Source organism: Umezawaea sp., from assembly GCF_036375055.1.
Taxonomy (GTDB): Bacteria; Actinomycetota; Actinomycetes; order Mycobacteriales; family Pseudonocardiaceae; genus Umezawaea.
The window spans coordinates 1-25,225 of sequence record NZ_DASUSQ010000139.1 but is presented as its reverse complement, the minus strand read 5'-3'; the positions used below and the strand labels follow the sequence as shown (position 1 = coordinate 25,225).

21 protein-coding genes are annotated in these 25,225 nt (G+C 73.3%); 14 read left to right on the top strand and 7 right to left on the bottom strand.

The features are described 5' to 3' along the window. Positions 1-89: 89 nt before the first annotated feature. The 9 genes from VFZ92_RS34455 to VFZ92_RS34415 all read left to right on the top strand — a co-directional run bounded on the left by VFZ92_RS34455 (position 90) and on the right by VFZ92_RS34415 (position 13,516). Complete coding sequence (locus tag VFZ92_RS34455; protein WP_330880783.1) at positions 90-2,588, top strand: ABC transporter permease; 2,499 nt, start codon at positions 90-92, stop codon at positions 2,586-2,588. Continuing rightward, the gene (locus VFZ92_RS34450) at positions 2,581-3,243 is read left to right on the top strand and encodes an ABC transporter ATP-binding protein (RefSeq protein ID WP_330880781.1); all 663 of its coding nucleotides are present in this window, start codon (positions 2,581-2,583) and stop codon (positions 3,241-3,243) included. The genes VFZ92_RS34455 and VFZ92_RS34450 overlap by 8 nt, the downstream gene beginning before the upstream one ends. Then, a complete protein-coding gene (locus VFZ92_RS34445) occupies positions 3,240-3,890 on the top strand; it encodes an ABC transporter ATP-binding protein (RefSeq protein ID WP_330880779.1) in 651 nt (216 codons plus the stop codon). Before VFZ92_RS34450 ends, VFZ92_RS34445 begins: the two co-directional genes overlap by 4 nt. Positions 3,891-3,896: 6 nt before the next feature. Next, positions 3,897-4,955: a GDSL-type esterase/lipase family protein gene (locus VFZ92_RS34440; RefSeq protein WP_330880777.1), complete on the top strand. Its 1,059-nt coding sequence runs from the start codon at positions 3,897-3,899 to the stop codon at positions 4,953-4,955. 391 nt (positions 4,956-5,346) lie between these two features. Then, positions 5,347-6,435 carry a hypothetical protein gene (locus VFZ92_RS34435; protein ID WP_330880775.1) on the top strand — a complete coding sequence of 363 codons (1,089 nt, stop codon included), beginning with the start codon at positions 5,347-5,349 and terminating at the stop codon, positions 6,433-6,435. A 10-nt stretch (positions 6,436-6,445) separates the two neighbouring features. Then, entirely contained in the window at positions 6,446-7,261 is an 816-nt protein-coding gene (locus VFZ92_RS34430; protein ID WP_330880773.1) for an ACP S-malonyltransferase, read from the top strand. Between the two features lie 14 nt (positions 7,262-7,275). Continuing rightward, entirely contained in the window at positions 7,276-10,824 is a 3,549-nt protein-coding gene (locus tag VFZ92_RS34425; RefSeq protein WP_330880771.1) for an SDR family NAD(P)-dependent oxidoreductase, read from the top strand. Positions 10,825-10,832: 8 nt separating this feature from the next. Further along, positions 10,833-12,161: an MATE family efflux transporter gene (locus VFZ92_RS34420; RefSeq protein WP_330880769.1), complete on the top strand. Its 1,329-nt coding sequence runs from the start codon at positions 10,833-10,835 to the stop codon at positions 12,159-12,161. Then, entirely contained in the window at positions 12,158-13,516 is a 1,359-nt protein-coding gene (locus VFZ92_RS34415) for a hypothetical protein (RefSeq protein WP_330880767.1), read from the top strand. Before VFZ92_RS34420 ends, VFZ92_RS34415 begins: the two co-directional genes overlap by 4 nt. Here VFZ92_RS34415 and VFZ92_RS34410 read toward each other — a convergent pair. Then, positions 13,513-14,067, bottom strand: coding sequence for a GNAT family N-acetyltransferase (locus tag VFZ92_RS34410; RefSeq protein ID WP_330880765.1), 555 nt, complete (start codon positions 14,065-14,067; stop codon positions 13,513-13,515). The two genes, VFZ92_RS34415 and VFZ92_RS34410, sit on opposite strands and share 4 nt — an antisense overlap. A 26-nt stretch (positions 14,068-14,093) precedes the next feature. Between VFZ92_RS34410 and VFZ92_RS34405 the strand changes: the two genes are divergently transcribed. Together VFZ92_RS34405 and VFZ92_RS34400 are read left to right on the top strand one after the other, a co-directional pair. Then, on the top strand, positions 14,094-14,612 hold the full coding sequence (locus tag VFZ92_RS34405; RefSeq protein WP_330880763.1) for a GrpB family protein: 519 nt from the start codon (positions 14,094-14,096) through the stop codon (positions 14,610-14,612). A gap of 198 nt (positions 14,613-14,810) precedes the next feature. Then, entirely contained in the window at positions 14,811-15,236 is a 426-nt protein-coding gene (locus VFZ92_RS34400; RefSeq protein ID WP_330880761.1) for a nucleoside deaminase, read from the top strand. Here VFZ92_RS34400 and VFZ92_RS34395 read toward each other — a convergent pair. The 3 genes from VFZ92_RS34395 to VFZ92_RS34385 form a co-directional block, all read right to left on the bottom strand. Beyond that, positions 15,233-16,471: a GGDEF domain-containing protein gene (locus VFZ92_RS34395; protein WP_330880759.1), complete on the bottom strand. Its 1,239-nt coding sequence runs from the start codon at positions 16,469-16,471 to the stop codon at positions 15,233-15,235. The genes VFZ92_RS34400 and VFZ92_RS34395 overlap by 4 nt on opposite strands. Positions 16,472-16,804: 333 nt before the next feature. After that, entirely contained in the window at positions 16,805-18,046 is a 1,242-nt protein-coding gene (locus tag VFZ92_RS34390) for an MFS transporter (protein ID WP_330880889.1), read from the bottom strand. Between the two features lie 287 nt (positions 18,047-18,333). Then, on the bottom strand, positions 18,334-19,887 hold the full coding sequence (locus VFZ92_RS34385) for an FAD-dependent monooxygenase (RefSeq protein ID WP_330880757.1): 1,554 nt from the start codon (positions 19,885-19,887) through the stop codon (positions 18,334-18,336). Between the two features lie 57 nt (positions 19,888-19,944). Between VFZ92_RS34385 and VFZ92_RS34380 the strand changes: the two genes are divergently transcribed. Then, complete coding sequence (locus VFZ92_RS34380; protein ID WP_330880756.1) at positions 19,945-20,649, top strand: TetR/AcrR family transcriptional regulator; 705 nt, start codon at positions 19,945-19,947, stop codon at positions 20,647-20,649. 298 nt (positions 20,650-20,947) lie between these two features. Here the strand turns inward: VFZ92_RS34380 and VFZ92_RS34375 are convergent, their stop codons facing one another. The 3 genes from VFZ92_RS34375 to VFZ92_RS34365 form a co-directional block, all read right to left on the bottom strand. Further along, positions 20,948-21,604, bottom strand: a complete 657-nt coding sequence (locus VFZ92_RS34375) for a DJ-1/PfpI family protein (protein WP_330880754.1) — start codon at positions 21,602-21,604, stop codon at positions 20,948-20,950. Between the two features lie 10 nt (positions 21,605-21,614). Beyond that, the gene (locus VFZ92_RS34370) at positions 21,615-22,568 is read right to left on the bottom strand and encodes a GlxA family transcriptional regulator (protein WP_330880752.1); all 954 of its coding nucleotides are present in this window, start codon (positions 22,566-22,568) and stop codon (positions 21,615-21,617) included. A gap of 61 nt (positions 22,569-22,629) precedes the next feature. Then, positions 22,630-23,361 carry an MBL fold metallo-hydrolase gene (locus VFZ92_RS34365; protein ID WP_330880750.1) on the bottom strand — a complete coding sequence of 244 codons (732 nt, stop codon included), beginning with the start codon at positions 23,359-23,361 and terminating at the stop codon, positions 22,630-22,632. A 149-nt stretch (positions 23,362-23,510) separates the two neighbouring features. Between VFZ92_RS34365 and VFZ92_RS34360 the strand changes: the two genes are divergently transcribed. Both VFZ92_RS34360 and VFZ92_RS34355 read left to right on the top strand, forming a co-directional pair. Then, complete coding sequence (locus tag VFZ92_RS34360) at positions 23,511-24,980, top strand: glycosyl hydrolase family 79 C-terminal domain-containing protein (protein ID WP_330880748.1); 1,470 nt, start codon at positions 23,511-23,513, stop codon at positions 24,978-24,980. A gap of 57 nt (positions 24,981-25,037) precedes the next feature. Beyond that, positions 25,038-25,225 (top strand): hypothetical protein (locus tag VFZ92_RS34355; protein WP_330880746.1); only part of this gene is annotated, 188 nt, incomplete at its 3' end.

The window sequence follows — 25,225 nt, the reverse complement described above, 5'->3', positions numbered from 1 at the left end:
TTTCCGGAATTGGACTAGACCATCTGACCACTGTCAAGGCTCGGCGCCAAAACGCCTCCGACCGAACATCCGACGTATAGGGTGCCGAAGTGCAGATCCCGTGGCGCGCTGCCCCCCGAGCCGCGCTCTCCAGCCCGCTGACCCTGCTGGTCAGCGTCGTGACGTCGCTGCTGCTGAGCTTCGTGGTGGCCGCCGCCGTCCTGCACTCCTCCGCCTCCGGCAGCGCCGCCGTCGCCTACCAGGCGGACCGGCTCTGCGACCAGCTGCTGCACCCCGGCCTGGACCAGAACACCAAGCGACCCGTTCCGCTTCAGTCGGTGAACGAGGTCATCGACATCGCGACCGAGGCCGCGGGCGGGGCCGAAGTCCTGACGGGCACCTACACCGAGGTGCGCAGGACCGACTTCGGCGGCGCCGAGACGTTCGCGAGGTTCGGCTACCGCGACGGCGCGCTCGACCGCCTCCAGGTCCTCGAAGGCGGGTCGCGCGACGGGCTGTGGGTACCGCTGAGCCTGACGAGGACCGTGGACGGCTTCCAGCTCGGGCAGCGCGGCATGGGCGGACGGCTGCCCCCGGTGACCGCGGTCTACGCCGACCTCAACGACCCGCTCGACCAGTGGTGGTGCACCGAGCGGCAGTTCGTCATCCCGAACCCGATCGACAAGAACACCGACGTGACCAGCGCCGTGGTCTGGACGCCCAGCAGGCAGGCGTTCCTCGACCTGCCGGAGAGCGTCACCGCGGGCGGCGTCGGCATGACCGTCCGCTTCCCCACCGAGACCCCGGCCACCGCGGCGCAGGCGCAGGCCCTGCTGGAGCGCGGGACCGCGGTGCTGGACCGGGCGAACCAGGGGCTGCGCCGCAACGTGGTGCTGCCGCTGGTGGTCGAGAACGCGCGGGCGACCATCGGCAACGTCCGCTCGGCGATCCTGCCGCTGACCCTGATCAGCCTGCTGATCGGGCTCGCGGGCGTCGCCACGGTGACGTCGGGCTGGGTGCAGCGCGGCCACACCGAGCTGCGGATGCTGTGGTGCCGGGGTTCCGGCCCCGCGGCGCTGGGCGGTCGGGCCGTGCTGGAACTGGGGCTGCCGCTGCTGCTGGGCGGCACCGCCGGTCTGGGCGTGGCCTGGCTGCTGCTCCCCGTCTACGCCCCGTCGACCTCGCTGGAACCCGGCACGGTGCCGACGGCCGCGGCGGCGGTCGGCGTCGCGGTGCTCGCGAGCCTGGCGGTGACGTGGCTGGTCGCCGCGTTCCGCACGCACCGCGCCTTCCAGGGCCGTCCGTCGAGCGGCCGGGCGCGGCGGGTGTTCGCCGCCGTCCCGTGGGAGCTGGCGACCGGCGCGCTGGCGTTCCTCGCCTGGCAGCGCCTGCTCGGCAGCGGCCTGTCCACGCCGCTGAAGATCGGTGGGCTGCCGCGGATCGACGCCGCCGCGCTCGCGTTCCCGCTCCTGGTCGTGCTGACCACGGCGCTGCTCGCGGCGAGGGTGTCGCGCGTGCTGCTGCGGCTGTCGCACCGGCTGTCGCTGTGGCACCTGCCCGCCGCGCAGATCGCGGTCCGCAGGCTCGCCGCGACCGCCGGTCCCGTCACGGGCGTGCTCCTGGTCGGCGTCCTGGCCATCGGCACGATCGCCGTGGGCAGCACCGTGGCGGGCGCCCAGAAGGCGTCGCTGGACGACAAGTCCGGCTTCTACACGGGCGCGAACAGCGTGGTGCAGATCAGCACGGACCTGGTCACCGGCGCGCGGGAGCTGCCCGCGGAACTGCGCGGCTCGACCACGGTCGTCGGCGTCAGCAGCCAGTACGAGCGCACGGCGCTGGTGGTCGACCCGGCGACGTTCACCGACGGCGCCTACCTCGGGTCCACCGATCCCGACGAGCTGCGCGCCAGGCTGACCGAGCCGCTGAGGATCGGCGCGACGCCGAACCGCGAGGTCCTGCTGCCGGGGCTGCCGCCGCTCAACCCCGCCGCGGGCCTCCCGTCGTTCCCCAAGATCGGCACCTCCGGGTACGTGGTGCCGATCGACCGGGTCGCCTCGGTCGAGGACGTCAACACCTGGTACCTGTGGTCGTCGAAGTCGGCGGTCGACCTGGTCCGGCCGTTGCAGGAGGCCGAGATCGGCTACCGCAACGTCGAGGAGCGCTCCAAGGCGATCTCCGGGCTGCCGTTCCTGACGATCCGGTGGACGTTCACGTTCGTCACCGCCATCGGCGGTGTGCTGGCGATCGTGGCGGCCATCGCGCTGCTGCTCGCCATCGAGGTGCGCAGGCGGCAGAACGCCGTCGCGGGCGCGCTGAGCACCCGGATGGGCATGAGCCCGGCCACGCTGCTGAGCAGCCACCTGGTCGAACTCGGCGCGCTGACCGGGCTCGCGGTCGTCGTGGGCGGCGCGGCGGGCGCGATCGGCACCGGGTTCGCCGTGCCGCGACTGGACCCCGCGCCGCGCCTCGCGCCGGGGCCCGTCCTGCCGAACCTGTTCCCGCTGTTCGCCACCACGGCGGTCGGCAGCGCGCTGGTCGTCGTGGCCGCGGCGTGGATCGCGCTGCGGGCCGCTCGGGCCGCTCGAATCGGGGAGTTGATCCGTGGCTGACCACGTCCTGAGGCTGGTGGAGGTGGGCGTCGACTACCGGACGCCCGCGGGTTCGGTGACGGCCGTGTCCGACGTGAGCCTCGACGTGCCGTCGACCGGCATCACCGTGCTGGCCGGGCCGTCGGGGTCGGGCAAGTCGACGCTGCTGCGCGTGCTGAGCCTGGTCGAGCGGCCGACGCTGGGCAACGTCGAGCTGCGCGGGGCAGGCACGGCGACGCTGTCGAACCGCGCGCGGCGGGCGTTGCGGCGCACCGACGTGGCGCTGGTGTTCCAGAACCCCGGCGACAACCTCATCGGGCACCTGACCGTCGGCGACAACCTGCGCGCGGCGGCCCAGTCCGCGGGCAGACCCGAACGGGTGGACGACCTGCTCGACCAGCTGGGCCTGCCCGGCACGGCGACCTGGAAGGTGACGGCGCTGTCCGGCGGTCAGCAGCAGCGGCTCGCGTTCGGCTGCGCGCTCGCCCGCGGCGCGACCGTGGTGCTCGCCGACGAACCGACCTCGCAGCTCGACGCCGCGTCCGCCGACCTCGTCCTGGAGACCCTCGTGGACCTGTCCCGCCGCGGCGTCCCGGTCGTGGTCGCCTCGCACGACCCGAGGCTGATCGCGCTGGCGGACACCTGCTTCACGCTCCGGGACGGGGTGCTGGCATGAGCCTGCGGGCCGAGGACGTGCACCGGTCGTTCGACCACCCGAGCGGCGCGGTGCACGTGCTGCGCGGCGTCGACCTCGCGGTGGAGCCGGGTGAGCTGGTGACGCTGTCCGGTCCGTCCGGGTCGGGCAAGAGCGCGCTGATCACCCTGCTGTGCGGGTTCGACCAGCCCGACAGGGGCACGGTCGCGGTGTGCGGGCGGTCGCTGGCCACTCCCCCGGCGTGGCGGCTGTGCGCGGTGCTGCCGCAGGCGCTGGGGCTCTCGGGCGAGCTGACCCTGTCCGAGAACATCGCGCTGCCGCTGCGCCTGGACCCCGAGCGGCGCGGTGAGCCGGTCGCCGACGCGGTGGACGGGCTGATGGCCGAACTCGGCATCGACGGGCTCGGCGACCGCTACCCGGCCGAGGTGTCGTTCGGCCAGCAGCAGCGCGCGGCGCTCGCCCGCGCCGTGATCGCCGGACCGGGGGTGCTGCTCGCCGACGAGCCGACCGCGCACCTGGACCACCGCAGCGCGCCCGCGGCCGTGCGGGTGCTGCGCCGGGCCGCGGACGCCGGGTCGGCCGTGCTGGTCGCCACCCACCACGACCTGGTGCACGAGGCGGCGGACCGCACGCTCGTCCTCGACGCGGGCCGGATTTCCGTAAAGTAGGCGCCGATGTCCCCCCTAGCGCGCCGAGCCACGGCCCTCCTCGTGGTGTTGCCCCTCATCGCCGTCCTGACGGTGGTCAGCGACCACCGCTTCGCGGCACCGCCGGGGCCCGCCCGCGACGCGCCCACGGCCATGGTGGCCATGGGCGACAGCACCATGTCCGGGGAGGGTGCGGGCAGCTACGAGCCCGGCACGGACGGTGAGAACGGCAACTGGTGCCACCGCTCGCTGCGGGCCACCATCAACAGGACGACCGTGGCGGGCATCGACAAGACGTTCAACCTGGCCTGCTCCGGCGCGAACTCCGAGCAGGTCGGGCTGACCGACAAGCTCCAGAACACCGAGCAGTCCCAGGCGAAGCGGCTCGCCGCCATCGCGCGGGTGAACCGCGTGGCGGTCATCGTGGTCGCCGTCGGCGCGAACGACGACCCCCGGTTCTCCGACGTGCTCAACCGGTGCGTGCAGGCCTGGTTCGAACGCGGCGCCGACTGCACCGCGACGCTGTCCGACGACTGGCGCGGCCGGGTCGACCGGATGGTGCCGAAGGTGGAGAGGGCGTTGCGGGACATCCGCTCGGTGATGGACGCCGAGGGCTACACGCAGCGCTCGTACTCGCTGGTCGTCCAGTCCTACGCCTCCCCCGTCGCGTCGTCGGTCCCGGCCGACCTCCAGAACCTGGCGGGCTGCCCGCTGCGCACCGCCGACATGGCGTGGGTCCGCGACACCGGCGTCGGCGTGCTGGCCAAGGGCATCCAGACCGCCGCGAACCGCGTCGACGCCCGCTACCTCGACCTCACGCGGGCGGGCGCGAAGCACGAGGCCTGCACCGGTGGCGGCAAGCCGGAGAGCGAGTGGTTCACCCGGCTGACGGTCGACTTCGACGGTCTGCGCGACCAGGACCGCGCCTCGCACGCGTTGCAGGAGTCGTTCCACCCCAACGCCCGCGGCCACGAGCAGGTCGGGCGGTGCCTGTCGGAGTTCCTCGCCACGACCGCGAAGACCGCCGCCTGCGTGGTCGACGACAAGGGCGCCCTCAAGGCAGTGGCGAACCCGACGGCCGACTGACCCGCTTCGCGAACACGAAGCGATCCGCGTCCGCCCGATAGGCGGTGGACGGCCGACCATTGAGGAACGGGCTGTGCCGAACGGCCGCGGGCGCGGCGCACACCGCGCCGGGTGGCGGTCGTGGTGGGCGACGTCCGCACCCGCGGTGAACTGCCCGAACAGGGCGACCACTCCGAGAAATGCGGAACCCCGCACACCGACCCCCATTCGGACTGAAAGTTTTCAGCGCTCCGGTACTCCTGCCGCCTTTCGTCGCAATGGCCGGCACATCGCGGCGGTTGTCGCTGTTCGCCACCCGCCCTAGCGTGTGCAACCGTTCACGGGAACCCGCACACCACGGCCTCATCGTCGCGGCCACTCCTGGTCAAGACCCCCTGAAGAGGTCGAGGTCATGCGTACCCTGCTGCTCTTCGACGGTCTCGGTGGCAACAACGACACCCTGGTCGTCGCACTTCGCGAGCTCTATTCCCGACCGGAGAACGCCGCTTACTTCCACACGGTGTTCACCGTTCTGGACGACGTCCTGAAATACATCGGAAACGATACGCGCGATGCGGTCATCCCCACCGACTTGTCGCTGAAACAATGGCTCGAATCGGAGTTCCCCGCCACCGCTCTGCGGAATTCCATCGTGGCCGGGATCTGCGTGCACGTGTGCCAGGTGTGCCACCTCCAGCCGACCGGGCCCAGCGCGGACGACGTGGTCGTGGCCGCGCTCGGGCACAGCATCGGGCTCCAGGCCGCGGTGGTGGCGGGGGTGCGGGCCCGGCGGGTGGACGAGTTCCTGGCGCTGGCAGCGAGTTCGCTCAAGCTCGTGGCGCTCAGCCTCGTGCGCGGCCACCAGCTCGACGAGACGCGCGTCGTCAGCCCCGAACTGGTGAGCCGGTACCTGGCGCGCGACGGGAAGGGGCGGACGCCGAGCCCGATGGCGGCGCTGACGGGCATGTCGCGGCACGACCTGAGCCGGGCCGTCCGGGGCCACGGGCGGGTGTCGGTGAGCCTGGTCAACTCCCCCACCACGCAGGTGCTCAGCGGGTCGACCGCGGACCTGCTCGACTTCTACTTCGCCCACGAGGACGTGTTCGCGCGGGACCGGGTGAGCTGGGCGTTCCTGTCGAACTCGATCCCGTTCCACAGCTCCGCGCTCGCTCCCGCCGCCCTCCGGGTCCGCGACGACCTCGGGTTCATCGGCCCGATGCCCGGCGCGGACGCGCTGAGGGTGCCGGTGTACGCCACCGACGCGCCCCGCGACCTGCGGCGGTCGACCGACCTGGTGCAGGAGTTCCTGGACCAGGTGCTGGTGCGGCCCATCGAGTGGGAGCTGGCGGCGGGCCACGCGATCGGCGACGCCGGGATCGAGCGCGTGGTGGATTGCGGTCCCGGCCCCGGCGCGCGCCGGTTCACCCGCGAGTGCCTGCGCGCCGACGCGCGTCCCGTGCGCTTCGAGTCCGTCCAGCAGTTCTCCCGCCGAGCCCGTTAGGAGCACCGCCATGCGTTGTCTGCTCTTCCCCGGTCAGGGCGTGCAGCGGAAGGGGATGGGGGCGGAGCTGTTCGCCCGCTTCCCGGACGCCACCGCGGTCGCCGACGAGGTCCTCGGCTACTCGATCGAGGAGCTGTGCGTCCGCGACCCCGAGCGGCGCCTGCGCGACACCCGCTACGCGCAGCCCGCCGTGTTCTTCGTCAACGCCCTCATGGGGTTGGCCGCCGAGACGGCCCACGACTGCTACGCCGGGCACAGCCTCGGCGAGTACAACGCGCTCGTCGCCGCGGGCGTGCTCGACCTGGAGGCCGGGCTGCGGCTGGTGCGGCGGCGCGCGGAGCTGATGTCGGAGGTCACCGGCGGCGGGATGTCGGCCGTGCAGGGCGTGCCGGTGGCGTTCGTGCGGCGCGCGCTGATCGAGACCGGGCTGACGGGGGTGTTCGTGGCGAACCTCAACGCCGACACGCAGACCACGATCGCGGGTGACCGCGCGGAGGTCGCGGTGGCGGCGAAGGCCATCGCCGCGCTGCCGGGCGCGCGGGTCGTGCCGATCAACGTGAGCGGCCCGTTCCACACGCCGCTGATGGCGCCCGCCGAGGCGCGGTTCCGCGAGGTGCTGGCGGGTGTCGAGTTCGGCCCCGCCCGCGCGCCCGTGGTCTCCAGCGTCACCGGCGAGCTGTTCGACGGCCCCGACCTGCTGGCCCGCCAGCTGTCGTCACCGGTCGAGTGGGTGCGCGCCGTGACGACGCTGCGCGCGGCGGGCGTGACCGCGTTCGACGAGGTCCACGGCACCACCCTGAGTTCGCTCGTCAGCAAGATCGCCTGAGGAAGGGTTTTTCGATGAACACGGACATCGCGATCGTCGGCGTCTCGGTCGACGTGCCGGGAGCCCACGACCTCGACGCGTTCTGGCGGGTCATCAGCACGGGGTCGAGCAGCGTGCGGCCGTTCCCGCCGGACCGGCGGCAGAAGCTCGACCAGTACGTCCACTACCTGCGGGCCACGACCGTCGACCCGGTGAACGAGCCGGACGTCGACTACCACAACGGGTCCTTCCTGGACACCGTGGACACGTTCGACTACGCCGCGTTCGGGATGAACCCGCGGCAGGCGACGCTGACCGACCCGCACCACCGGATGGTCATGCGGGCGATGTTCCTGGCGTTCGAGGACGCGGGCTACTCCGCGGACCGGTTGCGCGGCAGCAGGACCGGCGTGTTCGTCGGGTTCGCGGTCAACCCCGGCTCGACGTACCTGGACTACATCTGCCGGATCGACCCGACGGTGGGCCAGCAGGCGATCACCGGGAACATCCCGACGATGCTGGCGAACCGGCTGTCGCACCTGCTGGACCTGCGCGGCCCGAGCCTGGTGGTGGACACCGCGTGCTCGGCGACGCTGGTCGCGGTGCACCAGGCCAAGAACGCGCTGCTGGTGGGCGACTGCGACATGGCCGTGGTCGGCGGGGCGCGGATCGTGTTCGCGCCGGTGAAGCACCCGCACTCCAACATCGGCATCGAGTCCTCCGACGGCGTGACCCGCACGTTCGACGAGGCCGCCGACGGCACCGGGTTCGGCGAGGGGTCGGGCGCGGTCGTGCTCAAGCGCCTGGAGCGGGCGCTGGCCGACGGCGACCAGGTCTACGCGGTCCTCAAGGGCAGCGCGGTCAACCACGACGGCAACACCGAGGGCATCACCAACCCCGACTCCGACTCGCAGGCCGAACTGCTGCTGGCGGCGTGGCGCGACGCGGGTGTCGACCCGCGCAGCATCGGCTACTTCGAGGCGCACGGCACGGCGACCCGCGTCGGCGACCCGATCGAGCACGAGGGCATGAAGCGGGCCTTCGCGAAGCACACCGACGACCGCGGGTTCTGCGCGGTGGGCACGGTCAAGGCCAACGTCGGGCACCTGTTCGAGGGGTCGGGGGTGATCGGCCTGATCAAGGCGGTCGCCGTGCTGCGCAACGGGATGATCCCGCCGCAGGCCAACTTCACGACGCCGAACCCGAAGCTCGACTTCGCGTCCGGCCCGCTGTACGTCCCCACGGCGCTGAGCCCGTGGGAGTCCGAGGGTCCGCGCCGGGCCGGGGTGAGCGCGTTCGGGCTGGGCGGCACCAACGCGCACGCCGTGCTGGAGGAGCACACCGCGGCCGAGCGGCCGGAGCCGTCGGAGGGCGAGGTCCTGTTCACGCTGTCCGCCGCCACCCCGCGTTCGCTGACGTGGCTGGTGGAGCGGTACGTCCGGTTCATCGACGGCGGTGGGCTCGCCGACGTCGACATCGCCGACATCACCTACACCACCAGGGTTTCGCGCAGCTCGCACCGGCACCGCGTCGCGCTCGTCGTGTCCGGTGTGGACGATCTGCGCCGCGCCCTGGCCGAGCTGCTGGTCAACGGGCAGCCGCCGGTCACCGGTCCGCTGGCCGCCAAGGCGAAGGCGTACCTGGCGGGCGGTCCGGTCGACAGCTCCCCGCCCGCCGACCGCGCGCCCCGGATCGTGCGGCTGCCCGCCTACGCGTTCGACGAGACGCCGGCGTGGATGGAGTTCCCGGACACCTGGCGCGAGCAGCTCTCGCTCGCGGCCACCGACGAGCGCCACCCGGTGACCCACGACGTCGAGTTCCAGCCCACGCCCGCGCTCCCGGTCACCGAGGTGCCCGCGGGCGCGTCCGTGGTGGCGCTGGTCGACCCGGACACCGACGCCGAGGCGTTCCTCGCGACGGCCGAACTGGGAGCGGTGCGGGTGCTGCGGCTGGGCGCCGACTTCACCGCCGACGACTTCGACGGGATCGCCGGGCTGGTCGCCGACGAGAACGTCACGCACGTCGTGCACGCGCTCGCGTTCGAACCGGCCCCCGCCACCGACGTCGAGGAGGTGAGCAGGCGCACGACCAAGAACCTCACCAGCCTGTTCCACCTGTCCAAGGCGCTGATGGCGGCGGGCGTGAAGGTCGACCTCGCGGTGCTCACGCGGACCGCGGTCTGCGCCGAGGAGGGCGACACCACGGCCGTGACCGAGAACGCCGCGCTGGTCGGCTTCGGCAAGGTGATCGGCCGCGAGTACCCCTACATCAAGGTCAAGCACCTCGACGTGGACACGGCGGTGCCCGGCGACGCGCTGCGGGCGGAGCTGTTCTCCGCCGAGCACGGCCTGTTCGTGCTGCGCGGTTCCGCACGGTCGCGCGAGGTGTTCGTGGAGGTGCCCGAGGTCGACACCGACGGCCCCGAGACCTACCTCAGGCCCGGCGGCACCTACCTGATCACCGGCGGCACGGGCGCGCTCGGCCTGGCGGTGGCGCGGTCGTTCGCCGAGAAGCAGCCCGACACCACGCTGGTGCTGCTCAGCCGGTCGGGGATGCCGCCGCGCGAGGAGTGGGACGACCTGCTCGCGGCGGGCACGGCGACCGAGCGGATCACCGCGGTCCGCGACCTGGAGGCCGGGGGCACCAGGGTGGTCGTGCGCGCGGCCGACGCGGGTGACCCGACGGCGCTCGCGGCGGCCGTGACCGGGATCCAGCAGGACCACGGCCGCATCGACGGCATCGTGCACGCCGCCGGTCTGCCCGGTGGCGCGACGCTGATGTTCCGCCTGCCCGAGGACTTCGACGAGGTGGTGCGGGTGAAGCTGCACGGCGCGTTCGTGCTGGACGAGCTGACCCGCGCCGACCGGCCCGACTTCGTCGTGCACTTCTCGTCGGTGGCCTCGGTCTTCCCTGCTCCCGGCCAGGCGGACTACGCGGCGGGCAACTACTACCTGGACAACCTGGCCCGCTCGCGGGCGGGCGGCCCGTGCCACGTGGTCGCGCTGGACTGGGTGGCGTGGAAGGAGATCGGCATGGCGGTCGACCACGGCACCAACGGCGACACCATGTTCAAGGCCCTCCCCACCTCCGTCGGCCTCGACGTCGTGGACGCCGCCCTGCGGTCGCGCAGGCCCCGGCTGTTCGCCGGTGAGCTGAACTACCGGGGCGAGCTGATCCACCTGCTGCGCTCCTACGACGTGCCGCTGTCGGCCGACATCGACGCCAAGGTCGAGCGCGAGATGCACGCGCTGGAGGAGCGGCTGCTCAAGGCGTCGGAGAAGATCAAGGCCACCGTCGCCGCCGTGCGGGTCGAGCTGAAGGGCCGCGACACCGACGAGTACACCGACGTCGAGCGGTCGGTGGCCCAGTGCCTCGCGCTCGCGTTCGGCTACCCCGCGCTCGACGTCGAGGCCGACTTCTTCGAACTGGGCGGCGACTCCATCATGGCCGCGTCCGTGGCGAGCACGATCGCCGTCCGCCACGGCGTGCACTACGACGTCGCGGACCTGCTCGCCGACCGCACGGTCTCCGAGATCGCCTACCACGTCGAGGAACTGGCCGAGTTCGCGGAAGACGCCGCCTGATGACGGACATGACCACGGGGCCCGCGCTGCGCAGGATCGTCGGCTTCGCGCTGCCCCTCACCGCGGCCAACCTGCTCCAGCAGGGGTACGTGCTGATCGACGGCATCCTGGTCGGGCACTACGTCGGCGTCGACGGCCTCGCGGCCGTCGGCGTCGCGAGCCCGATGTTCTACCTGCTCAACGCGATGTTCATCGGCCTCGGCACGGCGTTCACCATCCGGCTCGCGCACCTGCGCGGCGCCGGGCAGGACGGTGAGCGCCGGGGCGTGGTGCTGGCGCTGGCCCTGGTCACGGCGGTGTGGTCGGCCGGGTGCGTCCTGCTGGCGACCGTGCTGGCGGAACCCGTCCTGTCGGCGATGGGGATCCACGGGCGGCTGGCGGAGGACTGCGCGCTGTTCTTCGGCACGCTGTCGCTCGGCTTCCCGGCGATGTTCGGGCTGGCCGCCGTCAGCGCCTACTTCCGGGGGCTCGGCGACTCGCGGGCGGCGATGTGGGTGCAGGGCTTCGGCAACGTGGTCAACATCGTGCTGGTCTGGTTCTTCCTGTCCGTGCTGGGCCTGGGGATCGGTGGCGCGGCGCTGGCGACGGTGCTCGCGAGCGCCGTGGCGCTGCTGGTCGGGCTCGTGGCCGCCCGGCGCCTGTACCCGTTGGGGCGCGAGCGGTCCGAGCCCGCCGTGCGGCGCGAGCTCGTGGACGCCGTGCGGCTGGGGTTCCCGTTGGCGAGCCAGCACATCATCCTCGCCGTGGGGATCATGGTGCTGGTCTGGATCATCCAGTCCTACGGGACCGTCGTGCTGGCGGCGTTCACGGTGGTGTCCCGGCTGGAGCTGTTCACCGGGATGCTGTTCCTCGACCTCTCCGGCGCGGTGACCGCGTTCGTGGCGCAGAACCTGGGCGGCGCGGACCGGGAACGCGCGCGGCGGGGGCTGGTGCAGACCGTCGGGCTGACGGTCGGGCTCACCGCGGTGGTCACCGCCGTGGTGCTGCTGGCGCGCGGCCCGATCGCCGGGCTGTTCACCGCCGACCCGGCGACGCGCGAGCTGACCGAGCGGTACATCCTGATCATCTACCCGTTCCTGGTGCTGTACACGGTGATGGTGGTGCTGCACGGGTACCTCAACGGGGCCCGCCGCACGACCGCGCCGCTGATCTGCACGCTCATCGCGTTCGTCGTCGTCCAGGTCCCGTTCGCCTACCTGCTCAACGGCCCGTTCGGCATCGACGCCGTCATGTGGGCCGTCGTCGCGGGCTGGACGGCGGGCCTGTCCTACACCGCGTACTGCCTGCGGGACGTGCTGTTCACGCGTGCCGCCGTCGAGCTGAGGGGCGTGTCGTGATCACCGAGAGCACGGTCAGGGCCGAGTTCCACGGCGGGCGCTCCCGCGTCGGCCCGTTGACGTGGGGCCAGCGGGGCACCTGGGACGGCATCCACCAGTGGCTGCCGGAGGTGAAGCCGTTCTTCGTGCTGACCCGGTGGCTGCCCGTCCCGCTGCCGCTGTCGGTCGGCGACGTGCTGGAGCAGATCAGCGAACTGCTGCTGAGGCACGAGTCGCTGCGCACCCTGTTCCACGCGTCGGCGCGCGGGGACGCCACGCAGGAGGTGCTGGCCTCCGGCGCGGTCGACGTGACCCTGTTCGACCGGCCCGCCGACGACCCGGTCGACTTCACCAGCATCGTGACCGACTGCCTGGTGCGGGCCGGTGCCACGGCGTTCGCGCACGACGAGGAGCTGCCGATCCGGATCTCCCTGGCGCTGCACGAGGGCATCCCCGTGCTGGTCGTGCTCGGCGTCTCCCACCTGGCCGCCGACCACAGCGGCACCGAGCTGCTCGTCGCCGAGCTGGCGGCCATGCTCCGGGCCCGCGCCGACGGGGAGCCCGTGCCCGCGGCCAGGCCGTCGGTGCAGCCGGTGGACCTGGCCACCCGGCAGAACTCGCCGGACGGCCAGCTGCTCAACGTCGAGGCGATGCGGTACCTGCGGGAGCACGCGGCGCGGATGCCGTCGCCCGCGCCCGCGCGGGCCGTCGCGCTGGAGCCGAGGTTCGTGCGCGGCGAGATCGAGTCCGGCGCGCTGCCCGTGGCGGTCCGGGCGGCGGCCCGACGGCTGCGCACGAGCACGTCCGTCGTGCTGCTGTCGATCACCACCGGTCTGCTCCGCTGCTTCTGCCCCGGCCCGGCCTACCGGCTGGACGTCATGCAGGGCAACCGGTTGGAGCCGGACCTGTTCACGGCGGTGACGACGCTCAACCAGGCCGTGAAGACCGTGGTGGACCTGGACGCCGCGGACTTCGACGAGGTGCTGCGCCGGTCGGCCGCGACGATGGCCGCGGCCAAGCGCCACGCCCGCTACGACGGCCGGTTGGCCGCGGAGGTGCTCCGCGGGGTCGACCTGCCACCGGGCTGCCAGGTCAACGACATGTGGTCCACCCTGCCCCGCACGCGCGCGACGTCCACCGAGGCGACCACGCTCGCGTGGCCGGAGCGGACCGCCCACGAGGACATGGCTCTGTACCTGGACACCGGGGGTGCGCCGGAGCGGATGCGGCTGTCGCTGATGGCCGACACCGCGCTGCTGCCGCCCGACGGCATCCGCGCGTTCCTGTTCGCGTTCGAGCGGCTCGCGGAGGAGCTGGCGGTCGGGGACGTGCCGCTGGAGCGGTTCGGGGAGGTGTTCGCCGGGGCGGCGGTCTAGGGCCGCAGTTCGTCGTCCAGCACCGCGTAGACCAGCTCCTCGCCCCACTCGCCCTTGAAGATGTCGCTGTGGCGGAAGTGCGCCTCCTTGCGCATCCCGAGGCGCTCCATGAGCCTGATCGACGCGGTGTTGCGGCCGTCGCAGCGGCCGATGATCCGGTGCAGCCCGAGGTGGGTGAAACCCAGCCGCAGCGCCACCAGCGCCGCCTCGGTCGCGTACCCGTGACCACCGTGGTCGGGGTGGAAGACGAAGCCGAACTCGCCCTGCCGCCACTCCTCGTGCAGCCACTCGACGTGCACCTCGCCGATCACCTGGCCGGTGTCGCGCCGCTGCACGGCCAGCGTGCACGACTCCCCCACCGCCGTCGGCCACGGCACGGCGACCTTGGCCTCCAGCGCGACGCGGCTCTCCTCGCGGGTCCGCGCCGACCAGTACAGGTAGCGCGCCACCTCCGGCAGCGACTGCCAGGCGTGCACGGCGTCGAGGTCGTCCATCGTGAAAGGACGCAGCACCAGCCGTTCGGTCGTGATCGGGAAGTCGGGTCTGGCCACCCCCGCACACTACTAAGCTGCCGCGAATGCCGATCGACTTCTCCGACCACGACCCCTCCTGGCCCGCCGAGGCCGCGCGCCGCATGGCCGAACTGCGGCCCCTGTTCCCGATCGTCGAGCACGTCGGCAGCACCGCGGTCCCCGGTCTCGCCGCGAAACCCGTGATCGACCTGATGGTGTCCACACCGGACCTGGCCGCGGTGCTGGCCGACGAGAGCGCACTCACCGCGCTGGGCTACGTGCGCGAGGAGACGGGGATGCGCGACCGGCTGTTCTACGGCCGCGACACCGACGGCGTCCGCACCCACCACCTCCACGTCATCCCGGCCGAGAACTGGGACACCCGCAACGAACGCCTGCTCCGCGACCACCTCCTCGCCCACCCCGAGGCCGCCGCGGAGTACGGCGAGCTGAAGCGCGGTCTCGCGGCGACGGAGTCGGACGGGCTGGCGTACACGAAGGGCAAGACGGCGCTGATCCAGCGGCTGGTGGACCGGGAGCGCGAGGCGCGCGGGCTGCCGCCGAGCGACGTCTGGGAGGACTGAGCGGCGGGTGGGAACGGGTCCGCCGGGTCGTGCGGAGCACGGCGGGCGACGCACGGCGCCGTCGCCGCGGCACCGGCCCGGTGCGGTGACGGTGACCTGGTGGACGGAGCCCGGCCGCTGGGTTCCGGGATCGGCGGGGTGAGCGGCCCACCTCGGCGGCCCCTTCACCGCAGGAGCCGGGAACCCTAGCCTGGGGCGGTGCACACCAGCGAAGAACACCTCCTCCGACGGGCGATCGGCCTGGCCCGCGCGGCACGGGACGCGGGCGACCCGCCGTTCGGCTCGCTGCTCGCGGCGGCCGACGGGACCGTGCTGGCCGAGGACCGCAACACCGTCCTGTCCGACGGCGACATCACCGCGCACCCGGAGCTGAAGCTGGCCCGGTGGGCGGCGCGCGAGCTGGACCCGGCCACGGCGGCGGCCACCACGATGTTCACGAGCTGCCAGCCGTGCGGGATGTGCGCGGGGGCGATCGACCGGTCCGGGCTGGGCCGGGTCGTCTTCGCGCTGTCGACCGAGCAGCTCCTGGCGCTCAAGCCCGGCGGCGGGTTCCCCGGCTTCCGCCAGGAGGGTCCCGCGCTCCTCGACGAGGCGTCGGCCGTGGTGGACGGCTTCTACACCTAGTCCGCGGGCTGCGTCGTCCGCGCGGCGGGCGCCCAGCGCACCCCGCGGTGCGCCCCGGCCAGCTGCACCTGGTCGCGGCCGAGGCGTTTCGCCTCGTACAGGGCGGCGTCGGCCGCGGCCAGCACACCCTCCACGGTGTCCTCGTCGACCTCCGGCCAGATGGCCACGCCGATGCTGACGCCGAGCCCGGTCACGGAGCCGCCCCGGCCGTCGTCGATCCCCAGGCCGAACACCCTGGCCCGGATGCGTTCCGCGATGGCCAGGGCCTCGGCGCGTTCGACCATCGGCAGCAGGACGGCGAACTCCTCGCCGCCGAACCGGCCCACCGAGTCACCGCGGCGGACGGCGCCGGACAGCGTCGAGGCGATCTCGCGCAGCACCTCGTCGCCGACCTGGTGGCCGTAGCGGTCGTTGATGTCCTTGAAGTGGTCGACGTCGATCATGAACAGGCCGGTGGTCGCCGGGGTCTGCTGGTCGCGGGAGCGCTGGAGTTCCAGCCTGGCCCTGAGGTGCCACGCCTCGGCGTTGAGCAGTCCGGTCTTGTTGTCGGTGCGGGCGGCCAGTTCGAGCTGGTGGATGAGCACCGTGCGGTGCAGGGCGACGGCCGCGACGACCATCGGCAGCGCGAAACCGGGCCACCAGGCCACGGCCAGCGCCACGAACGCGCCCAGCGCCAGCTGGCCCACCTCCAGGAGGTTGTCGGCCGCGCTGCCCACGGCCTCGCCGATCCGGCGCAGCCTGACGGTGATGGCGATGACGATCCCGACCAGCAGCGAGTTCACGCCCCACTGGGCGGCGGCGGCGCCGACGATGCCGACCAGGTCGCCAGGGCCGGACGGGGCGCCCGCCAGCAGGTGCTCGCGCAGACCGGAGACGTGCGCGACGCCGTTCGCCGCCAGTGCGGCGAGCACCATCATGGCGACGGTGAACACGCAGCGGTGCGGCGGCCTCGACGCGTCCCACCGGCCGACCACCCACCACCGGTGCAGGTAGATCGAGACGACCAGCAGCACGGTGGGCAGCGGCGGCAGGACCAGCGCGCCCGCGAAGATCCAGATGCTGCACAGGTCGACGTGCGGGAGGCGGCTGTGGTCGCGGCGGATGCGCTCGATCCAGCGCGAGCAGTGCAGGTGGGCGAACGCGCAGGCGGCCAGCACGGCCGCGACGAGCCACGACCGGGCCTCCACCGGCCCCTGACCGGTCAGGAATACCGCTACTGCCGCACCCGTGTCCACCAGTAGCACGTAGGCCAACGCCCGTGCGGGCAGGGACCATAGTGACCAGCGCGTGACGCGCCGGGAACCGCAGGCTCCAGCCGGAGCGTCCGCGCGATGTCCCATGCCCTTGCCACCTCACGACGCGGTAACCCTGGCGGCGACCAGGACCGGACGGACCGTCACGGTAATCGTGACCAGGGGCGATGTCAGCCGCTGCCGGGGTGACACGACGCCGGAGGAGGTGCTGACCGTGCGCGACAAGATCTGGTGATCCACCCTCCGCTTCCAGCCGTACGCCCAGGTGAGCGAGAGGAGGTGGACCGACGTGCGCGACAAGATCTGGTGAAGCGGTCAACCATCGGTAGTCGTCACCCCGGCCGACACACGCGACCACGAGGTGGCCGCGGCGAGCGCGAGCACCGTTCCCGCGGCCCCCGCGGCGGCGATCGACCCCGCGATCGAGCCGCTCCACTGCGCCACGAGCCCACCACCGGCCACGCCGAGCCCCTGCGCGGCGACCAGGCTGGTGCGGGCGAACCCGAGCGCCTGCCCCCGGTGCTGGTCGGGGACCAGGCGGACGAACGTCGCACCCGCCGTGACCTGGTAGGCGCTGAACAGCCCGGACAGCGCCAGCAGCGCCACGGCGACCCCGAACCCCGGCGACGCGAGGTAGCCGACCAGCGGCAGCGAGGTGCCGACGGCGAGCACGCCCAGCAGCCGCACCCGTGCGGCCGACGGCACGAACCGCAGCAGCAGCGTGCCCACGACCATGCCGACCGGGTCGGCCGCCAGCAGGACGCCCACCCCCGCCGCCCCGGTGCCGACGTGCTCGGAGAACGGGGCGGCGAGCCCCTCCGGGACGACGCTGAACGCGGCCAGGCAGCCTAGCGCGACCAGCACGCGGAGCCTGCGGTCGTGCCACACGAGGCCCGCGCCCGCCCTGACCCGCGTGAACCACGGGTCCGCGGCGCGTCCGCTCGGCGGCGGTGTCAGCGAGGCCGGACGGGTCCGCAGGCCGAACCGCAGCAGTGCCGCGGACAGCGCGAACGTGACGGCGTCGACCGCGAGCGCGCCGGACGTGCCGAGGCCCGCGACCACGAGCCCGCCGCCCGCGAACCCGAGCAGCAGGCCGACCTGGTGGGTGATCAGGTGGATCGACTGTCCCGCCTCGTAGCGGCGGTCGCCCAGCACCAGCGGCAGCAGCGCGCCCTGGGCGGCGGCGAACGGCGGCTCCGCCAGCTGCACGAGCACCAGCAGGGCCGCCACCAGCGGCAGCGGAGTGCCGGGCAGGGCCATCACGGCCACCAGCGCGGCCCGCACCAGATCGCTGCACACCATCACCGTGCGGCGCGGGTAGCGGTCGGCGAGACCGGTGAGCAGCACACCGGACAGCAGGCCCGGCAGCATCGTGAGCGCGTAGGTCAGCGCGGTCCACGCCGGTGAGCCGGTCCGCTGGAACACCAGGACCGACAGCGCGAGCCGGGCGAGCTGGTCGCCGACGACCGACGCCAGCGACGCGCACCAGAGCACCCGGAACTCCGCGACGCCGAAGGCCGCTCGAAACCCGCTCCCGGCGTCCGCGCGCATGGTCATCACCGTGGCAGACCTGATCACGGCGATCCACCAGTTCACATGCATGAAACTGAATCAGGTTGTTGAACTTGTGGTCTGGACCGTTTACCTTCTGATCACGCCGCTGCCCACGGGGCGACCAAGCCCACGACGGAAGGTTCCCCCCGCCACCTGGCGCAGCGCGTGCGACTTCTCCCCCGAGGGCGGCAGCCACACCATCCAGCAGTCGGTGAACCGGTCCACCGGGCAGATCACCGTCTGGTACGACGGCAGGCAGGTGCTGTCGACCAGCCACGACGCTCTGACCCTCAGGTCCGAACCGGGGTCCTGGCCAGCACCCGGTCCAGGACCCCGGCCAGGAACCGCGCCGGGTCCGGACTCGGGGTCGTGGCCCGCATCGCGACGATCCCGTCCGGACGGACGAGCAGGGCCCCGTCGGCGGGCAGCCACGGGACCGTGACGCGGTGGGCCGGGAGGCCGACCTCCGCCGCCGCGGCGAGCCAGGGTTCACCCGCCAGCAGGGTCCAGCGGGACGCGACCAGGTCGAGGGTGGAGACCCCGTCGATCCACGCGTGCGGCACCCGCGACCCCGGCGACCCGTCCAGCGCGGCGGCCAGGTCCACCGTGGACGGCAGTTCCGGGCGGGGGTCGACGACGGCGGCCGAGTCGTAGCGCTGCCCCAGGTGCACGACCGGGGACGCCCAGACCCCCGCCGCCTCCCTGGCCGCGTCGGCCTCCGGACCGCGGCCCCAGTGCAGGTTCGGGTCGGCCAGCCGGCGCATCGCCTGGTCCAGCGTCGCCGCGGCGACCGGTTCGCGTTCGTGCGCGTAGGTGTCGAGCAGCCCGGCGCCCGCCTCGCCGCGGTGGACGGCGGCCAGCTTCCACGCCAGGTTGTGCGCGTCGGCGACCCCGGTGTTGAGGCCGAACGCGCCCAGGGGCGACACGGTGTGCGCGGCGTCGCCGACGAGGAACACGCGGCCGGCGGTGAAGCGGTCGGCCAGGGCGCTGCGGGGGCGCCACGAGAGCACGCTGCGCACCTCGACGTCGAGGTCGGGGTCGCCGACCGCCGTCCGGACGACGGCGGCGCAGCGCTCGTGGGTGAAGTCCTCGGGGCGTTCGCCCGCGTTGACGTGGAAGACCCAGTTCGCCTCACCGTCCACGGTGGCCAGCAGGCCGGGCGCGTCCGGCGTGGTGATCGTGCAGGTGGCGAAGGACGTGCCGCGCAGGTGGGGCCGCAGGTCGGCGCGGAACAAGATGTTGATCATCGACTTGCCCAGGTCGCCCGGCCCGGACGTGCCGACGCCGAGCGCGGTCCGGACGGGGCTGTGCGTGCCGTCTGCGGCGACCACGTGGGCGCAGCGCAGCGAGTAGCGGCCGTCCGGCCCCTCCAGTTCGACGTCGACCCCGTCGGCGTCCTGCGCGATGCCGACCAGCCGCGTCGACCAGCGCAGGTCCGCCCCGCGCCGCGCCAGGTGGTCCGCCACGACGGCGTCGAGCCGGTCCTGCGCGCACACGCCGCGCAGCCGGAACGGCGTCACGTCCGGTTCGTCGGCGGACGGGGTCGGCATCGGCACGGTCACGACGTCGCCCGCGCCCATCTCGACCACGGTCCGCGCCACCGCCTTCCCCACCCCTCCCCGGAGGTCGACCGCGACCGCGTCGACGGCCGCGTCGAGCCCGAGTTCGCGCAGGACCTCGACCGTGCGCGGGCCGATGCCGGTGGCGCGCGGGTGGACCGACGGCCCCGGCCGCCGCTCGACGAGCACCGCGCGGACGCCGTGGTGGACCAGCAGCGCCGCGGTGAGCAGCCCGACGCTCCCCCCTCCGATCACCACCACTTCTGGATACGCTGTTTCCGTCATGGATACACCGTATCCAGAAGGTAGGATCCGGGTCAACGGAGGAGAGGACCAGCCCCGATGACCGACCCCGCGCCCCACTCGGTGTGGACCCGACCGCGCCCGGAACCCCGCCGCCGCGCGCCGGGCGTGGACCAGTTCGTCACCGCCGCCCTGGCGGTCGCCGACGCGGAGGGCCTGGCGGCCGTGTCGATGCGACGCGTAGCAGGCGACCTGGGCTCGGGCACGGCCTCGCTCTACCGCTACATCACCAACCGCGACGAGCTGCTGGACCTCATGGTCGACGCGGCCCAGGGCGAAACCCCGCTCCCCGAACCGACCCGCGACTGGCGCACCGACCTGGCGGCCGTGGCCCACGCACTGCGCGCGACCCTGCTCCGCCACCCGTGGCTCGCGGGCGAGTTGGCGGGCAGACCCTCACTGGGCCCCAACGCACTCCGGCGGTCGGAGGCCGCACTGCGCGCGGCAGCCGCACTCACCCCCGACGCCACCCTGTCGTCGCAAGCGGTCCGCGCCGTGCACGCCTACGTGCTCGGCTCGGTCGCCACCCAGCAGGCCGACCGCGGCGCCGAGCACCGCACGGGCCTGACCGAGGACGAGTGGCGACGCAGCCTCGGCCCGTACGTCGACGAGGTCATCGCAGCGGGCGACCACCCCCTGCTGGCCCGCCACGTGCTGGAAGCCGAGGACCTGACCCCGGACGCGGAGTTCACCTTCGGCCTGGACTGCCTCCTGGACGGCCTCGCCGCCCGCCTGCGCCGCTGAACCGACGGCCCCGAAACACCTCGGGCCTCGCTGACGGCCCCGTCCCCGCGCGGGACCGGTCAGCTCGATCGTGCGGGTCACCGCCGGTTCGGTGTCCGGACGCGGCTCGGGTTCGGGGTAGATCGGGACGCGCAGTTCGCCGCGGAGGTCGTCCAGTTCGCTCGCGCCTTCGGCGAGGACGTGGTCGGCGAAGGCGGTGCGCACGGGGGACCGTACCGACCTCCCGTCGTCGCGGACGAACGGTCCGGCCCCCCTGGCCCGCACGTCGTCCACGTGCGAGCACCCGGACCAGCGACCGTCAGGCCTTCACGCCCTCGCTCCGACCGGCGCCGAACTCGTTCGCCACGAGACCGCGGACGAGGTCGACCACCTCCGGCGACGCCTTCTCCACCGAACCGCTGTCGTACGGCGGCTCGGGGTCGTACTCGATCGCCAGCTGGACGCCCTGGGCGAACACGTCACCCCACAGGATCCCGGCCAGGGTCAGCGCCATGTCGATGCCCGCCGACACCCCGGCGCCGGTGATCACCGAGCCGTCGCGCACGACCCGATCGGTGCTCACCTCCGCTCCCAACGACGCCAACAGGTCACGCAGCGCCCAGTGCGTGGTGGCGCGCTTCCCCTCCAGCACTCCCGCCGAGGCCAGCAGCGTCGACCCGGTGCAGACCGACGTCGTCCAGGTCGCGGTCGGGTGGACCTTGCGGAGCCAGGCGGCGACCGTGCCCTCCGCCAGCACCTCGTACGGTTCGCCGCCGGGAACGACGATCACGTCCGCGCGGTCGAGGGTGTCGAAGGTCGTGGTCGGGACGATGCGCATCGCGGAACCGGCCGGCACCGGGTCGAGGGTGGCGGCGACGAAGTGCGAGGTCACGTCGGGTCCGGGCGAGAGGACGTCGTAGGGGCCGACCAGGTCCAGCGCGGTCATGTTGGGGTAGAGCACGAAAGCGATGTCCACTGCGTTCTCCTCAGCAGGTGGTGCGGAAGCGGGACCGGTAGCCGCCGGGCGACACGCCGATCACGCGGTGGAAGGCCCTCCTGAGCGTTTCGGGCGAGCCGAAGCCGCTGCGGCGGGCGACGACGTCGAGCGCCTCGTCGCCGGAGTCGAGCAGTTCGGTGGCGAACTCGACGCGAGCGCGTTCGACGTACCGCGCGGGTGGCAGGCCCACCTCGCGCGGGAACACCCGCGCCAGGTGGCGGGCGCTCATGGCGGCGCGGTCGGCCATGTCGGAGACCGTCCACGACGCCGCCGGGTCGGCCGCGATGTCGTCCAGCAGCACCCGCAGGCCCTCGGAGCGGACCGCGGGCACGCGGGAGCGGACGCTGAACTGCGACTGCCCGCCCGGCCGCTGGAGGAACACCACCAGCCAGCGGGCGATCTCGCGGGCCACGTCCTGGCCGTGGTCGTCGGCGACGAGCGCCAGCGACAGGTCGATCCCGGCCGTCACGCCCGCCGACGTGGTGATCCGGCCGTGCCGCACGAAGATCGCGTCCGGCACCACCTCGACCTCCGGGTGCCGTCGGGCGAGTTCGCGGCAGAACGCCCAGTGCGTGGTGGCCCGGCAGCCGTCGAGGACACCGGCCGCGGCGAGCAGACCGGCGCCGGTGCACACCGCGGCGACGCGGCGGGCGGTCCCCGCGAGCCTGGTGACGTGACCGATGAGGACCGCGTCGTCGACCGCGGCCCACGAGCCGAAGCCGCCGACGACCAGCAGCGTGTCGACCGGGCCGTCGATGTCGGCCAGGTCCTCCGTCAGCAGCTGGAGACCCGCCGTGGCCCGCATGGGGCCGCCGCCGACCGTGGCCACGCGGACCCGGTAGTCCGCGCCCGTGGCCCACCGCGCCCCCTCGAACACCTCCACCGGTCCGGCGACGTCCAGCAACGCCACGTCGGCGTAGCCGACCACCACCACATCCCGCACACCTCCACTGTGCTGGCCCGATCCGAGGGCGGCAACGACACGTGGCCCTCGGATCCCGCCATCACCGCACGCCCGCGGCCACCGCCGCCCGCACCGCCGCGGGCAGGCCGTCGGTCCACGGCTCACCGTGGCCGGGGTGCACCGAGCGGACGTCGTGCTCCTCCAGCGCCCGCAGCGACTCCAGCGCCGCGCGGCCGTCGTGGGTGAACGCCCGGCACAGCAGCGTCGGCCCGACGTGGCCGACCATCTCGTCGCGGGTGACGAGCGCGTCGCCGGTGAAGGCGTGCTCGGGGAACACGAACACCGTGCTGCCGTGGGTGTGGCCGGGTGTGTGCACGGCCAGCGGGCGGCCGGGCACGTCGTCGAGCCTGCCGTCGGCGAAGAGGACCGGCTCCGCGACCGGCCGGGTGCGCAGGGCGCCGAGCCGCAGCAGGTGCAGCGGCGTCCGCAGTCCGCTCGGCCTGCGCAGCGCGTAGCCGACGATCGACTTCTCCGGGCGCGCGTCGGCGGCGGGCTTCAGGGGCGCGGCGGCCAGCGCGGCCTCGGCCTCGTGCACGTGGACGCGCGCGCCCGCCTCGGTCCGCAGCCGCTCGGCGAGCCCGATGTGGTCCGGGTGCCCGTGGGTCACGAGGACGTCGGTGATGTCCGGGGGCGCGCACCCGAGCCGGTCCAGGTCGGCCAGGAAGCCCTTCCAGTGGCCCGGCAGACCGGCGTCGACCAGCACCAGGCCCTCGCCGGTGTCGACGAGGTAGAAGTTGACCAGCCCGTCACCGAGGCGGTGCACCACGCTCATCGTTCGGTCTCCCTCGTCGTCGACGACCGGTATCTCCGCATGATCTTGCCCGCGTGCGCCGCGCCGACGTACCGTGGCACCGCTTGATCGCAGTGACTCGCTCGCAAGGGTGCCGCCGCCGGTCCTTTTCCGCGTACGAGGAGATCGGCATGCGCACAATCAGCACCGGCTGGCGAGCGGCCGTCGGCGCGGCCACCGTGGTGGCCACCCTGACCGCAACGACCGGCGCCGCGACCGCGGCCCCGGCGTCCACGGCCACGCTCACGATCGACACGGCCCACCCGGCGGGGCGGCTGGCGTCCGACTTCGTCGGGCTGTCGTTCGAGATGAGGGAACTCGGCATCGGCAACCTCGACGCCGCGAAGGGCAACGCCGCCGCCCTGTTCAAGACGCTGGGCCGCGGCAACGTCCGCATCTCCGGCAACACCCTGGACCGCGACACCCTGTGGGTGCCGCGGGGTCAGCAGCCGCCGAACCCGTTGCCGGGGTGGGTGAACGACGTCGTCACCCCGACCGACGTCGAGCGGCTGGACAGGTTCCTGTCGGTCACCGGCTGGACCACCATGGTCGGCATCAACCTGGGACGCTGGGACGCGGCGCTGGGCGAGGACCAGGCCAGGTCGATGGCGTCGATCCTGGGCCGCAAGCTCGTCGCCGCCCAGTGCGGCAACGAGCCGGACCAGTGGGTGGGCAAGGGTTTCCGGCCCGCCGGGTACGCCTACGCCGACTACCGGGAGGACTGGGAGACGTGCGCCGCCGCGGTCGGCGGCACCCGCGTCGCCGGTCCCGACACCGCGGGCACCTCGTCGACGTGGGCGGCCTCGCTCGCCGCGGACGAGAAGGACCGGATGTCCATGCTCACCGTGCACCAGTACAGCTCGGGCCCGGACGCCACGATCGCGAAGCTGCTGTCCCCGACGACCGTGACCGACCAGCTCAGGTCCGTGTCGAAGAACCTGGAGGCGGCCAGGGCCAACGGGCTGGCGTTCCGGGTCGACGAGGCCAACTCCGCCTACGGCGGCGGGGTCGACGGCGTGAGCAACACCTACGCGTCGGCGTTGTGGGGCCTGGACTACAGCCTGTCGATGGCGCAGGCCGGTGTGGACGGCATCAACGTCCACGGTGGACTCGGCGTGTGCAACGAGCCGATCTGGAACGGCAAGTTCCAGCGCTACACTCCGATCTGCGCCGCGACCGCGGCCGACGAGCAGGCCAAGGTGTACAAGGCGATGCCGATCTACTACGGCCTGTGGATGGCGCGGCAGATGGGGTCCGGCAGGTTCCTGCCGCTCACCCTGTCGACCGACCGCAACGTCACCGCGTACGCCGTGAAGGGCGACGACGGCCGCACCCGCGTCGCCGTGGTGCAGAAGGACGAGACCACCGCGGCCCCCGTGCACCTCGACATCGCCGTGGACGGCCGGGCGCGCGGCGCCGAGGTGCTGCGCCTGACCGGTGACAGCCTGGGGACCGAGGCGACGGCCGTGCAGGGCGCCACCGTCGACCGCCGGGGCCACCTGAAGCCGAAGCGCGCGGAGCGGCTGCGCGTCCGCGACGGCAAGCTCGGCGTCGACGTGGCGGCGGGCAGCGCCGTGGTCATCACGCTCGACGGCTGCTGACCGACCGGTGGGCGGCCTCGACCCGAGACCGCCCACCGAGGTCCGGAGTCCCGTCCGGTGGCACCGTCGGAGGGCGAAGCCGCCCGCGACCTCGCCGATGCCCCGACTGCCGCCGGTGGTGATCGCGGTGGTCGGCCGGGCGTCGCTGGTGGTTCCCGTCGACTTGAGGGGCGGTTCGTCCTCTACGCGACCGCCGACCACCGATTGACAGGTGTCGAACAGGATCGGACCGCGGTCGACCGGTC

What these genes read in the sequence shown, in the direction of transcription:
- VFZ92_RS34445 (WP_330880779.1), top strand. Translation starts at nt 3,240, where the DNA reads ATGAGCCTGCGGGCCGAGGACGTGCACCGGTCGTTCGACCACCCGAGC.
- VFZ92_RS34440 (WP_330880777.1), top strand. Translation starts at nt 3,897, where the DNA reads ATGTCCCCCCTAGCGCGCCGAGCCACGGCCCTCCTCGTGGTGTTGCCC.
- VFZ92_RS34435 (WP_330880775.1), top strand. Translation starts at nt 5,347, where the DNA reads ATGCGTACCCTGCTGCTCTTCGACGGTCTCGGTGGCAACAACGACACC.
- VFZ92_RS34430 (WP_330880773.1), top strand. Translation starts at nt 6,446, where the DNA reads ATGCGTTGTCTGCTCTTCCCCGGTCAGGGCGTGCAGCGGAAGGGGATG.
- VFZ92_RS34425 (WP_330880771.1), top strand. Translation starts at nt 7,276, where the DNA reads ATGAACACGGACATCGCGATCGTCGGCGTCTCGGTCGACGTGCCGGGA.
- VFZ92_RS34420 (WP_330880769.1), top strand. Translation starts at nt 10,833, where the DNA reads ATGACCACGGGGCCCGCGCTGCGCAGGATCGTCGGCTTCGCGCTGCCC.
- VFZ92_RS34405 (WP_330880763.1), top strand. Translation starts at nt 14,094, where the DNA reads ATGCCGATCGACTTCTCCGACCACGACCCCTCCTGGCCCGCCGAGGCC.
- VFZ92_RS34390 (WP_330880889.1), bottom strand. Translation starts at nt 18,046, where the DNA reads ATGACCATGCGCGCGGACGCCGGGAGCGGGTTTCGAGCGGCCTTCGGC.
- VFZ92_RS34385 (WP_330880757.1), bottom strand. Translation starts at nt 19,887, where the DNA reads ATGACGGAAACAGCGTATCCAGAAGTGGTGGTGATCGGAGGGGGGAGC.
- VFZ92_RS34380 (WP_330880756.1), top strand. Translation starts at nt 19,945, where the DNA reads ATGACCGACCCCGCGCCCCACTCGGTGTGGACCCGACCGCGCCCGGAA.
- VFZ92_RS34365 (WP_330880750.1), bottom strand. Translation starts at nt 23,361, where the DNA reads ATGAGCGTGGTGCACCGCCTCGGTGACGGGCTGGTCAACTTCTACCTC.
- VFZ92_RS34360 (WP_330880748.1), top strand. Translation starts at nt 23,511, where the DNA reads ATGCGCACAATCAGCACCGGCTGGCGAGCGGCCGTCGGCGCGGCCACC.